Raw genomic sequence first — 11,977 nt, 5'->3', positions numbered from 1 at the left:
TTCATTATTAGCGAATAACTTTATTCATATAAATAATGTTTTCCTGCTGATCGTTCCCACGCTCCGCGTGGGAATGCCTCATGGGACGCTCCGCGTCCCGCCCTGCAACCGGCAACCTTGTGACGCGGAGCGTCACGGGCTGCATTCCCACGCGGAGCGTGGGAACGAGCATTAGTGCGTGAGAGCGAACAGGGTCAGGCGTGGATGCGAGTGCTTTTTTCCACCAGGCACATTGGCGTGCCGGAAACCGGCTCCTGCATGATCTGCACTTGCACGTCGAACACCTGGCGCATCAGCTCGGCGCTGATCACTTGGGCGGGCGGGCCGTCAGCCACCAGCTTGCCGGCGTGCATCACCGCCAAGTGGTCGGCGTAGCGGCAGGCCTGGTTGATGTCGTGCAGTACGGTGATAACGGTTTTGCCCTCGGCGGCCAGTTCGCCCATCAGGTCGAGCAGTTCCACCTGATGGCTGATGTCGAGGTAAGTGGTGGGTTCGTCGAGCAACACCACTGGCGCATTCTGTGCCAGCACCATGGCCAGCCAGGCGCGCTGGCGCTGGCCGCCGGACAAATCCGCCAACGCGCGGTCGCCCAGGCTGTCCAGCTCCAGGCGCTGCATGGCTTGGGTCACCTGGGCCTGATCATTGCCACTCAAGCGCCCCCACAACGAGTTATGCGGGCTGCGGCCGTAGGCGACCAACTGGCGCACGCTGACACCTTCCGGCACCGGCAATACCTGCGGTAAAAATGCGATCTGTCGCGCCAATTGCCGAGCGGACAGGCTGGCGTAGGCGTGGCCATCCAGGGTCAACTCGCCCTGGGTCGGCTTGAGGATGCGCGCAAACGCCTTGAGCAAAGTCGACTTGCCGCAGCCGTTAGGGCCGATCAGCGCGGTGACGCGACCTGTCGGCGGTGCAAATGAAAGGCCCTGCACAATGCGCGTGGCGCCGTAGCCGATGTCGAGTTGGTGTGCCTGCAAAATACTCATGTCATCAACCCTTGAACCGTGCCAGCAACCAAAGAAAATACGGCGCACCAATCACCGCCGTAAGCACGCCCGCCGGGATTTCGCTGGGCGCAATCAACGTGCGTCCAAGCGTGTCGGCCAGCACCAGCAATAACGCGCCAATCAGCATCGCAGCCGGCAGCAGGTACTGGTGATGCCCACCCACCAGGCGCCGCGCCATGTGCGGTGCGACCAGGCCGATAAAACCAATCGGCCCGATCACGCCGACCCCCAGGCTGGTGAGCACCACCGCGCAGGCCATCGCCCACCAGCGGGTGCGGCCCAGCGCAGTGCCCAGGCTGTGGGCGGCCTCATCGCCCAGCGCGATCAGGTTCAAAGGTTTAGCCAGGCACAGGCCCAGCGGGATCAACAGCAGGAACGGCAACACCAGCGCCACATGGTGCCAATTACGGCTCCACAAACTGCCCGTCAGCGCGAGCAATGCCGTGTTGATATCCAACGGATGGGACAGGATCAAAAACTCGGTGACGCTGGACAAGGTCACCGCAATCGCCACCCCCGACAGCGCAAAACGCACCCCGGAAAAACTCACGCCGGTGTTGTACAGCGCCAGCAGCAAGGCCCCACCGGCGCCGCCCAGGCAGGCCACCAGTGGCAGCCAGGCAATCGGCAGGTGCGGCCAGCTGATGATCGCCACGGTCAGCGCCAGCCCGGCACCTTGGGTCACGCCGAGAATTTCCGGCGAGGCCAGCGGGTTGCGGATCACGCCCTGCACAATCGCGCCGGCCAGGCCGAAGGCGCAGCCAGCCAGAATGGCGATCAGGCTGCGTGGCAGGCGGTGGTTCCACACTTCAAAATCGAGGGCGTCGTGGGCCAGCAGGCGCTCCAGCACGGTGCCGGGTTTGAGCCACACCGTACCGGCGCTGAGGCTCGCCAGCAGTGCCACCAGCAGCAAGCCCAGCAGCAGCCATAAGCGCAATCGTGGCCGCATCATAGGGTGCGCCTGGCAAGAAACAGGAAGAACGGTGCGCCGATCAATGCAGTGACCACGCCCGCCGGGGTTTCCACTGGAAAGGCCACCGCGCGACTGAGCAAGTCGGCGCCCAGTACGATCACCGCGCCCAACGCCGCGCTGAGCGGGATCAGCCAGCGGTAGTCGTTACCGAGAAACTGGCGAATGATATTCGGCGCGATCAGCCCGACAAAGCCAATGGGGCCGACCGCGCAGACGCTGGCGCCCACCAGCAGCAAGCTGGCGACAAACACCTGCAAGCGCAGGCTGGCGATACCGACGCCCAACGAGCGCGCGGCGTCTTCGCCGAGGTTGATCAGGTTCAGGCGCGGCGCACACCACAGCGCCCACACGCCGCCGATCAGCGTGCACGGCCAGAGCAGTTGCACCTGGGCCGCCCCCACATTGGCCAGCGACCCGGCCAGCCAGTTCAGCACGCTTTGGGCCTGGGCCTCGACCAGAATCACCGTGAGCCGGGTCAAGGCCGCGCACAACGCAGCAACCGCCACACCGGCCAATACCAACCGACCTTGCGCGGTGGTCGGCGACCACGCGCCGCCCAGGCTGAACACCGTGACCCAGGCCAGCGCACCGCCCAGGCAGGTCATCAACAGGGCGCCACCGGCAAAGGGCGGCGCGACCAAACCGGTGGAAAACAAGGCCAATCCCAATGCCGCGCCGGCCGTCACGCCGAACAACGACGGCGATGCCAAGCGGTTGCGGGTGATGCCTTGCATCAGTGCTCCGGCCAGGCCCAGGCAGGCACCGACCAACGCCGCACACAACGCACGCGGCACGCGCAGCTGCGCCACGATATAGGCCATATTGCCGCCCACGCTGCCCTGATGAACCAGGCCGTTCCAGGCATCCGTCGCAGTGATGGTGAACGGCGACCAGCTGTACAGCGAGTACCAGAACAATACGGCACCCAGCAGCACAATGCCTGCCGCCGCGAAACTGCGCTGCACGGTTATTGGCTCAATACGGCTTTGCCGCCCTTGAGTATCGCCAGGGTGTCTTCAGCGATTTGCTCCGACGCCAATACACCTCGGTTACGCGCCCAACTGTCGCCATCGACCTCGGCCACTTGATGATTACGCACCGCGCCGAGCACTTGCCACAACGGCTGCTTGCTCCAGGTGTCGACGATACTTGGGCGACGATAGTGACCAACCAGCAACCAGCCAGGGTCAAGCGCGAGCAATTGTTCCAGGCTGACAAACTCAGTCGGCGCAGCCTTGGCGCGTACCAAAGGCACTTTCAGGCCGATGGCTTGCAGCACGCTGCCGGCGTAGGAGTCAGGCCCGTGTACGGAAAAGCTGTCTTCACGGGCAACCCCGAACAACACGCTGGCACCTGCCGGAATCTGCTTGGCAATGGCCTGCAAGTGCTCACGGTTCTGGGCGATACGCGCGTGCATCTGCGCGCTTTTGCCCAGGGCCGTGCCGATCAGTTCGGCGGATTTGAGGCTGCCTTCGTAATCTTCCCCACGTGATGGCAGCAACAAGGTCGGCGCGATGCTCGCCAAGTCGCTGTACAACGCCTGATGACGATTGAGGTCGGCGACGATCAAGTCCGGCTTGAGCCGGGCGATTTCTTCGATGCTCGGTTGCGAACGCAAGCCCACGGACTTCCATTGGCCGATGGCCTGGCGCACACGCGGCAAGACGCGGTTGGCATCGCCATCGTCCGCAGCACCGACCGGCGTGACGTCAACGGCGGCGAGGCTGTCGAGAAAGGAGAACTCCAGCACCACCACGCGCTTGGGCGCATCCGGCAGGTGCACCGCGTGCTGGCCGTCATTAAGGTCGATAGGCGCGGCGTTCAACACGCTGGAAGACAACGCCAGGAGGCAGGCGGCAAGGGTCGGGATGGAGCGCAACATTCGCATGACAAAGACCTCGGCGTTAAAACACCCCGGCTGGACGGGCCGGGGAAAACGGCGGGTACTATTCCATATTGAGGCGATGCAATCAAAAAACATTCTTATTAACGCGGCACGTCCGTGGTGTGGGCTGGCTTATGTGGTCAGGGCTATGTGGCAGTTGGCTTGTGTGGGAGCTGGCTTGCCTGCGATAGCATCGACCGGGTCTTACTGACAGACCGAGGTGCCTGTATCGCAGGCAAGCCAGCTCCCACATTGGCCCTCCCCTCGTGATCGTTGCGTTTAGAAGTCCACCGTGGCCGACAGCAAATAGGTGCGCGGCGTGGACAGGGTCAGGCCCGGCTCACTGTCATCCGAAGCACCGGCCGAACTCCAGTAGCGTTTATCGGCGACGTTCTCGACGTTCGCCCGCAAGGTGATGTGCTTATCGTCGACCTTGAAGGCATAGCGCGCACCGACGTCAAGGCGTGTCCAGGCGTCGATTTCCTTGACGTTGGACTGGTCCAGGTACTGCGAGCTGGAATAGATACCCCGGCTGGTCAGGGTCAGGCCTTCCACCGTCGGCACATCCCATTCGGCGCCCAGGTTGACGTTGTACTTGGGCGTGGCCGGGGCGCGGTTGCCGTCGAAAGTACCGTTGGTGGTGTGGGTCAGTTCGCTGTCGATAACCATCACACCACCCAGCAGCCGTACGCCCTTGAGCGGCTCGCCGAACACGCTCAGCTCCACGCCGTCGTTCTGGCGTTTGCCATTGGGGCCGAACACCCGCGTAGTGGCGTTGGTTTCGTAGGCCGGCTGCTTGATACGGAACACCGCTGCCGTCACGGCAAACGCGCCGGCGTCGTATTTGGCACCCACTTCAACCTGACGGCTGACAAACGGCGGGAAGATTTCATCTTCGTTGATCGAGGTCGACGGCGCGATTTTGCCTTGGCTCAGGCCTTCCATGTAGTTGGCGTACAGCGACAGTTTGTCGGTGGCTTTAAACAGGATGCCGCCGGAGGGCGAGACTTTTTCCTCATCGTAGGCCGTAGCGCCTTTGACGTTGTCGGTCCAGTCGTCGACCTTGACCCGCTGCCAGCGCGCGCCGAGGGTCAGCAATAAACGCTCGTCGAAAAAGCCCAGGGTATCGGACAGCGCCACGCCACTGAAGCGGTTCTCGGTGTAGACCTTGGAATCCAGGCGTGTTGGCCGTGAAGGGGTTGGGGTTTCTACCGGGTTGTACAGGTTGCTCGGCGCCGCCGCGTAACGGGCGCCGCCGTTTTCAAAGTCCATATAGAAGTAGCTGGCCGCCAGGTTGATCTCATGGCTGACCGGCCCGGTATGCAACCAACTGCGCACCCCGGCGGTGGCGGTGCGCACGTTTTCATCGCGGGTGAAATCCCGTGGCAATACGCTGAAATCCCCGGCGTTGTTGGTGACGGACACCGCGTGACGCAAGAAGTCGTGGTTGCTTTTACGCGCGCCGACGCCGCCATACAGCATCACGCTGTCACTGAGGTCGAACTCGCCGTTAACCGTGCCGAAGGTGTCATCGGTACGGGCTTTGCTCCAGGGCTGTGCGTAGTTATGCCGTACGTCATTGGCACTCGGCACCCGGGCATTGGCGCCGACTTGTACACGTTCTTGCGGCGCATCGGTGTCGCGCTCGGTGTGGCCGATATCCGTGGAAAGGCGCAGGCGCTCACCGCGAAAATCCAGGCCCAGCACCGCCATTTCACGGTCGACGCTCTGGTGATCCCATTCGGTATCGCCGGACTGCTTCACGCCATTGAAACGGATGCCGAACTTGTTGTCCTCACCAAAGCGCCGCCCCACGTCCACCGCGCCACCGGCCTGGCTGCCGGACGCCCAGGTGCCGGTCAGCGAGGTAATGTCCTTGTCGGTAGCGCGCTTGGGCACCACGTTGATCCCGCCGCCCACGCTGCCGCGCGGCGAGATGCCGTTGATCAACTGGCTCGGGCCTTTGAGGATGTCGACGCGCTCGGCCATTTCCATGTCGATGGTGTACGTCGGCAGTACGCCATAGAGGCCGTTGTAAGCCACATCACTGTTGAACAGGCTGAACCCGCGAATGGTGAACTGCTCGTAGCGCCCGCCCGCCGGGTTGGTGGCGCGCACCGAAGGGTCGCTGGCGACCAGATCGCCGAGGGTACGCGCCTGCTGGTTCTTCACCGCCTCGGCGGTATAGGTGGTCATGCTGAACGGGGTTTCCATAAAGTCCCGTGAGCCGAGCAGGCCTTGCGAGCCACGCCGCGCCACCTGGCCACCGGCATAGGTATCGCCATCGGCCAACCCAGTGGTACCGACGATGGACGTGGGTGCCAGTTGCAGGCTGCCGCTTTCCGGCACCGGCATCAGCCTGTAGGCCTGCGTGCCCATCGGTTGCAATTGCAGGCCCGAGCCCGTCAGCAACTGGGCAAAGCCCTCCTCCACGCCGTATTCACCCGACAAGCCGGCGCTGCTGCGACCGCTGACCAGCGCCGGGTCCACCGACAGATTGACCCCGGCGAGCCCGGCGAAGCGCGTCAATGCGGCGCTCAGGCTACCGGCCGGCACCTGGTAACTGCGGCGGGCGGTGCTGTCTTCGGCATAGCTGAGCGGGACAAATAACGGGCTGGCACTGAGGCTCAGCATCAGGCTCAGGTTCAGCAACGGGCGCAAGCGCATGGGTCGGACTGCGGGCATGGGGAGAAGCTCTCGATTTTGTTCACTTGCCTGGAATGACAGGCGAGGCGCAAAAAAGGGACAGGGGTTGGCGATTTTTTTCAGCAGATAAAGCCTTCGTCTTGCATAGAGGGCAGCCATTGCTCACGATGTCGCCTGATTTCAATCTCTGCATAAAGGCTCACCGCATGAAGTTATTGCGTAAATGGCGCGAAAAAAAAGCGCGCAAGGCAATACGCGCGCTCTCCCCGCTGGAGCGCTCGACGCAAAAACTGCGCAACCGCTATCCAAACTACAGCTTTGGCATAGGCACCTACGGCGATTTGAAGGTGCACGACTGGCATGAAGGCACGACCCTGCGTGTCGGCGCCTACACCTCGATTGCCGGCAATGTGGAAGTGTATTTGGGCGGCCATCATCGCACCGACTGGCTCAGTTGCTACCCCTTCCCGGCCAAGATGAAAAGCCTCGCGCACATTACCGACTTTGGTGGCAGCAAAGGCGACGTGATCATTGGCAATGATTGCTGGATCAGCTCCCACGCGAAGATTCTGTCGGGCGTGACCATCGGCAATGGCGCAGTCGTGGCTGCGGGCGCGATTGTGACCAAGGATGTGGCGCCTTACGCCATCGTCGGCGGCAACCCGGCCAAACATATCCGCTGGCGTTTTGATGAACCGACTCGGCTGATCCTTGAGCAATCCGGCTGGTGGGACTGGCCGGAGGCGGAGGTGCGTGATGTGGCGCATTTGCTGTGCAGTACGGATATCGGGCCGTTTGTGGAGTACCTCAGCCAGCGCGGGCGTTCGGCTGGCTGAAGCCTTCAGCGCTTGATCCAATCCAAATCCACGGCACCTTGAATGCCATCGACCTGGCCTTTGCTGCTGTGCTGCCACCAGTGCCAGCGCTTGCCGTGGCTACGCCAGGTTTCGGGCACCGTCGGCTGCTTGGCGTCCCAGTGGGCGATCCACAACGGGCACCGGCTGAAATCGTACTTGCGCCACGCCACACGGTCAGCCCAGATGCTGGGTGACGTGTAGATGTAGGGATGGGCGCCATCGAGCACCTGCGTGCTGAGCAGCATTACCAGTTCGTACAAGGCATCGGCCATCTGATCCGGGCTCGCCGTTTCGTTGCGCGAGGTTTCTACATCAATGGCCAGGATGTGCTTCCCGACCTCGAAGTTGGCCTCGCAGAGCCGCTGCCGAATATTGGCCAGTTGTTCGCCGGGGGTACTGCTCAGTGCACGAAAGTAGTGGTAAACCCCCGCAGTCAAACCGTGGGCCAGCATCCCGGCAAAGTTTGTTGCAAACCGAGGGTCAGTGTAGGTGCCCCCTTCGGTCATCTTCACAATGGCATGGGTGACACCGGCTGACGCGACGCGGCGCCAGTCGATCTCTCCTTGCCAGCGCGATACATCAATGCCACGAGCATGGGTGGTAGGGGTTTGCTGTTCACAACTCATGAGTTTCTCCAAGACGCTGGGTGCCTTATGCAACCTTTCATCTCGGATACTTTCATCCTTAGGCGCCGAAAATCCGTATATATGTACTACCTGCGTAGGGATGTCTAGGGTATGGCAGAGGGTATAACGGTGAAGGATTGGGGCGTTACCCCAAAAGCGCGCGCATGAAAAAGCCCAATCTTTTCAGATTGGGCTTGATCGAGAATATGGTCGGGACGGAGTGATTCGAACACTCGACCCCTAGCACCCCATGCTAGCGGACGTTCTGGAAAGCCTTAAACAGCAACACCTTACGTAGGCGCCCACTGCAATCGACGCCTAACGATGTTGAACGTGGATTAACGAATCCCCGCAAATATCCCTACTGGCTTTAGCACAAAAAGTCCCTGCGACCGACGTCCCACCGACCGAACACAAACCACCAAATAGCCCACGACTCATGAGACACGTCGTACGGCCGCACCCGGAAAATAACAGCCCATCACTTGTGCCAAAAAAGCTCGGCAAAACTCAGAGATCAGAGCATTAAAATAGTCCTGCCGATAGCCTGGCTTGACTCAGCATACAAATGACCCGAAGCGGTACCAGCTGTGAAAGAGCGCGGCTGACCAACACCTCAACTCTCCATTCTGACCTCAAGCTTTCTCAGCAATCGCCATCTCGACCTGCTCGTTCAAATCGATAAGCAAGGCACGTAAATGTTCTAGGTCAACAACAGGATGCTTTGCCCCCTCACCGAGAAAACTGCCCTGGTCCACCAGCAACGCGCCCTCGACCTGAGCTCCATACAGAGCGGGTACAGCAGTCAACCAATTGACTTTCTTTTCTAAATTTGAATGAAAGCCATCCTGGTCAGCTTCCCCCAGCTTGCCGACTACATTAGTCAACTTGCTCATTGAAAATGGCTGCGAAAGCACCTTGCACTCAACAACCAGCGCCAGTAGGCCAGAAGGATGCAAAGCCAACACATCAATCTCTCCAGGCACCACCGAGCCATCGGCCCGTATCAACTGACAATTATCTGCGGCCCAGTAACCAGAATGGCTAACCCCACTAGCTTTCCAGCCAGCCTCTTGAAATGCCTCCACGGCATCCGTCTCAAACGGCAACGAAACATGTACACGGAATGCCTCCTCGTCCACTGGAGCACCGCCATAACCCATGTATCGGAAAACCGAGTGTTCAACAAAACAGTTTATGGAGTCGACAATCGTCGAAAGAGAAGTGGCAAACGTCTTGTTGTCGATGCGCAGTGCGGGCCTTTCAACGAGCATGTTCGATGGATAGCCCTTCACCCGATCCCGGTACCAGTCCTTTTGCCAGAAGCAGGCTTTGATACTCGTTTGCGCAGACTCAGCCTCCAGACCAAAGCCAGCAGAAGCGGCTATAAACTCCTCAAACAAAACGACTCCGCTATGAGCATGGGAACCGGCCAACTTGAACTTGGCTGCGCATGACAGGAGAACGAGGCGGGCATAGAGCCCTGACCAAAAGGCCGGGTTATTGCCAGCCAGCGCAAATACGGTACCGGAGAAAAGCTTTATCGAAATTGGGTTCTGTCCCGTCAACACACACGACACTGCCTCGCAAAATTTCGTCGGGGACTGAAAAATTACCGCCTTAGATTGTGCAAGCGTTCTCTGATTGGTTCCATATGGCAGAGCCATAGCATTCCAGTGGTCCAATACCTCTCTGTCCCTGTCATTGGAGTACTCAAAGCCCTTGGGATGGAAAGTAACCGGGCCAAATCCAAAAACCTTGTAGTGTTCATAGTTGCCGGTTAATTGCTCCCACGCCATAACAGCCCGCACTAATTTGAGCAGTTGTGCGGCGCTTTTATTAACTGCCGTCTGAAAATTACGATTTGGCCAGATCATCGCGATGGAAGCCTTCATCGCAGAACCGCAAATGGGCACCTCATGCTTCCAGTCTTCGTCGTGGTAATAAAAGTCATCCACTGCCTGTAATAGAGCGGGAATTGCGATTCGAGGATCAATCGAGCTCGCGACTAAGTTCACGTGCTGTCTGGCATAGTCGATGGCCTGAAGCCATTGGTCATCATCGTGAAGGGAGTTTAACCCACGGGATTTCAGTACCTGCACAACCTCTGAGAACCATTCAGTGGAGCCCTTGATACTGCTACGTAAGACAAGAGCCAGATCGCTGGCTTGCTTGTAAATCCGCGACGAGTCTTTAAATACATACTTATCCCGCGTCATGCATTGCCTCGCTGTCCCTGCTCAATTCGAATCAAGGCTATGAATAAAAGCCCCTCAATAGTGTCGCAACGACATCATGCCGAAAACAGCAAGATCAGTGCAATCATCGTCTGCCACGGTTGTCCTGTTGGGACTGTGGCGTTTGGTGTCAGCTAACCGGCCAGTTCGAAAGCATAGACTGCCTTACGCCTAGGAAACGTCAGCAAAATCAACCGATGGACACTGGCAGCTATGGATCGTGAGCGGACACTCATAGCCTTGGAGTGGGCCCCCAAGAGCCGGCTGCTAAGCTGTTCACTCCACCAGAGGAACGCCGATGCCCAACTCAGACCTACTCCCCTCCCTTATGTCCAAGCTCTACGAAAACCGGCTGGCCATTGAGGCTTGCATCATGGAGATATCGAACTGGGTCGAGCAGCGTGGCTCCGCCAATGTAGCCAAGAACGTGCACGGCGCTCTGGATACCATTGATGAGAACGAGAAGTTCATCAAGCTGACGCTGGCCGTCCTCGTGGCGTCCTATTGCTCGTCATAGATCGATACAATCTCATGATTGCCTAGGTAAAAAAATCCGGTATAGGCTTATCACTCTTCCTTAGTTGAAACGGAGGGCCAAGAATTGACAAAATTTTTGGAGCAAGGGCGAAGCATAGCCTCACTGTGACGGTATCGACCGCACGCGCCCTTCTATGCTTCGGGGAGAAGCCAGCTTAATCCACATAGCTAGTTGCCCCCTAGACGCTGCCATGAGAAATCGTGCCCGTCTAGGATCGGTCGATGCTCGGTACGGCTGGGGGAGCCTCAAACCGCACGAAGCTGGTAAATGCACCAAAGGGTTAGTAACTGGTGCTAAACCAGGTCATTAAGGCCAAGGCTTCGTGTTTTTTATTCGCATGCTACTCCTCTCGTCGTCCTGCCGACCGAACACCCCAACCCCCTACTTGCATGCAACCGACCACAGCTGATCGAGCTTTGTGGTGTAGCTCTGGCTCATCATTTCCCGGCGCATCCCCCAGTCGGGGTTTGTCGGTACACTGGCCGACCGCAGCGTCCCCCTTCCCCACATGTCATTGATCTGGTCCAGCACGGTCATCACTCTGGTGGCCTCGGCTGGCTGAGACACCGCGAATAGATCGTCCGTGTATTCACCTGGCTGGCAAAGGTTGAGCAACATCACCTCGGCTTTGCTGTACTTGAAGCCTGGTCGAAAAATCCGGTCAAGGGCGTCAACTGCAGCCATTGTCAGCAGGCGCACGTCGTCAGTTGGATACGGCATATCCACCACTACCCCATTGGCATACTTGGCTTCTTCGGGGTTGAACATGCCCGTGCGGATGAAGACACGGACCTTTTTGCACAGCGAGTTTTGAGCTCGCAGCTTTTCAGAGGCGTCGAGAAAGTGGCCCACGGCCCGTTCTTCCGCGCGATCTGGCCGCACCGGGCAATCACGCCCATCGATAACTGGTTTGAGTTGGTAGACGAAGGCGGCCCGAAGAAGCAGCCCTACCTATGGCGTATACCCGCGTTTGCAGGATTGGCGTCTTCCACAAGCCGGTTGTGTCATCCACTGCGACATGCATCAGGCTCTCGCCATCAACGACAAGCGCGGAGGCGTCAATGTTGCCCTCTGGCTTGGAGCCGAAATACACATCAACCAAACGCTGGTGGTCGGATACTGGGCCGGCGCAGAAAAACTTCACGCCCTTCTGCTCGATGCACTTCTCGTAAGCGTCATCCGTGATGATGTCACCACGGGTTCGCGAG

General features: G+C 59.3%; 9 protein-coding genes and 2 pseudogenes. 3 read left to right on the top strand and 8 right to left on the bottom strand.

Annotated features, from left to right (window positions below; translation table 11 throughout):
* Positions 1-194: 194 nt before the first annotated feature.
* From fecE to AOA62_RS23640, 5 genes are all read right to left on the bottom strand, one after another.
* Positions 195-986, bottom strand: coding sequence for a Fe(3+) dicitrate ABC transporter ATP-binding protein FecE (gene fecE, locus AOA62_RS23660; protein ID WP_099549943.1), 792 nt, complete (start codon positions 984-986; stop codon positions 195-197).
* A gap of 4 nt (positions 987-990) precedes the next feature.
* The gene (locus AOA62_RS23655) at positions 991-1,959 is read right to left on the bottom strand and encodes an iron ABC transporter permease (RefSeq protein ID WP_099549942.1); all 969 of its coding nucleotides are present in this window, start codon (positions 1,957-1,959) and stop codon (positions 991-993) included.
* Positions 1,956-2,945, bottom strand: coding sequence for an iron-dicitrate ABC transporter permease FecC (gene fecC, locus AOA62_RS23650; RefSeq protein ID WP_065911865.1), 990 nt, complete (start codon positions 2,943-2,945; stop codon positions 1,956-1,958). The genes AOA62_RS23655 and fecC overlap by 4 nt, the downstream gene beginning before the upstream one ends.
* Positions 2,946-2,947: 2 nt before the next feature.
* The gene (locus AOA62_RS23645; protein WP_099549941.1) at positions 2,948-3,868 is read right to left on the bottom strand and encodes a Fe(3+) dicitrate ABC transporter substrate-binding protein FecB; all 921 of its coding nucleotides are present in this window, start codon (positions 3,866-3,868) and stop codon (positions 2,948-2,950) included.
* A 276-nt stretch (positions 3,869-4,144) separates the two neighbouring features.
* Positions 4,145-6,550, bottom strand: a complete 2,406-nt coding sequence (locus AOA62_RS23640; protein WP_099549940.1) for a TonB-dependent receptor — start codon at positions 6,548-6,550, stop codon at positions 4,145-4,147.
* A 167-nt stretch (positions 6,551-6,717) separates the two neighbouring features.
* On the opposite strand from AOA62_RS23640, the gene AOA62_RS23635 reads away from it, so the two are divergent.
* On the top strand, positions 6,718-7,347 hold the full coding sequence (locus AOA62_RS23635; RefSeq protein WP_099549939.1) for a CatB-related O-acetyltransferase: 630 nt from the start codon (positions 6,718-6,720) through the stop codon (positions 7,345-7,347).
* Between the two features lie 5 nt (positions 7,348-7,352).
* Here the strand turns inward: AOA62_RS23635 and AOA62_RS23630 are convergent, their stop codons facing one another.
* Positions 7,353-7,994, bottom strand: a complete 642-nt coding sequence (locus tag AOA62_RS23630; RefSeq protein ID WP_099549938.1) for a glycoside hydrolase family 25 protein — start codon at positions 7,992-7,994, stop codon at positions 7,353-7,355.
* 635 nt (positions 7,995-8,629) lie between these two features.
* Positions 8,630-10,213, bottom strand: a complete 1,584-nt coding sequence (locus AOA62_RS23625) for a hypothetical protein (RefSeq protein WP_099549937.1) — start codon at positions 10,211-10,213, stop codon at positions 8,630-8,632.
* Between the two features lie 316 nt (positions 10,214-10,529).
* Between AOA62_RS23625 and AOA62_RS23620 the strand changes: the two genes are divergently transcribed.
* Positions 10,530-10,748, top strand: coding sequence for a hypothetical protein (locus AOA62_RS23620; RefSeq protein ID WP_099549936.1), 219 nt, complete (start codon positions 10,530-10,532; stop codon positions 10,746-10,748).
* Between the two features lie 402 nt (positions 10,749-11,150).
* On the opposite strand, the pseudogene AOA62_RS23615 reads toward AOA62_RS23620, so the two are convergent.
* Positions 11,151-11,603: pseudogene (locus tag AOA62_RS23615) on the bottom strand (DUF4113 domain-containing protein); the annotation flags it as partial.
* Between AOA62_RS23615 and AOA62_RS32675 the strand changes: the two are divergent.
* A pseudogene (locus tag AOA62_RS32675) lies at positions 11,604-11,720 on the top strand (DUF159 family protein); the annotation flags it as partial.
* Positions 11,721-11,977: the final 257 nt, after the last annotated feature.

Origin of the sequence: Pseudomonas sp. 2995-3, assembly GCF_002742565.1 — a bacterium.
In the GTDB taxonomy this organism is placed as follows: Bacteria; Pseudomonadota; Gammaproteobacteria; order Pseudomonadales; family Pseudomonadaceae; genus Aquipseudomonas; species Aquipseudomonas edaphica.
This window is presented reverse-complemented; position numbering and strand designations above follow the sequence as displayed.

Bases quoted from the DNA above. Each gene is read 5' to 3' on its own strand.
- fecE (WP_099549943.1), bottom strand. From the start codon at position 986: ATGAGTATTTTGCAGGCACACCAACTCGACATCGGCTACGGCGCCACG.
- AOA62_RS23655 (WP_099549942.1), bottom strand. From the start codon at position 1,959: ATGATGCGGCCACGATTGCGCTTATGGCTGCTGCTGGGCTTGCTGCTG.
- AOA62_RS23645 (WP_099549941.1), bottom strand. From the start codon at position 3,868: ATGCGAATGTTGCGCTCCATCCCGACCCTTGCCGCCTGCCTCCTGGCG.
- AOA62_RS23640 (WP_099549940.1), bottom strand. From the start codon at position 6,550: ATGCCCGCAGTCCGACCCATGCGCTTGCGCCCGTTGCTGAACCTGAGC.
- AOA62_RS23635 (WP_099549939.1), top strand. From the start codon at position 6,718: ATGAAGTTATTGCGTAAATGGCGCGAAAAAAAAGCGCGCAAGGCAATA.
- AOA62_RS23630 (WP_099549938.1), bottom strand. From the start codon at position 7,994: ATGAGTTGTGAACAGCAAACCCCTACCACCCATGCTCGTGGCATTGAT.
- AOA62_RS23625 (WP_099549937.1), bottom strand. From the start codon at position 10,213: ATGACGCGGGATAAGTATGTATTTAAAGACTCGTCGCGGATTTACAAG.
- AOA62_RS23620 (WP_099549936.1), top strand. From the start codon at position 10,530: ATGCCCAACTCAGACCTACTCCCCTCCCTTATGTCCAAGCTCTACGAA.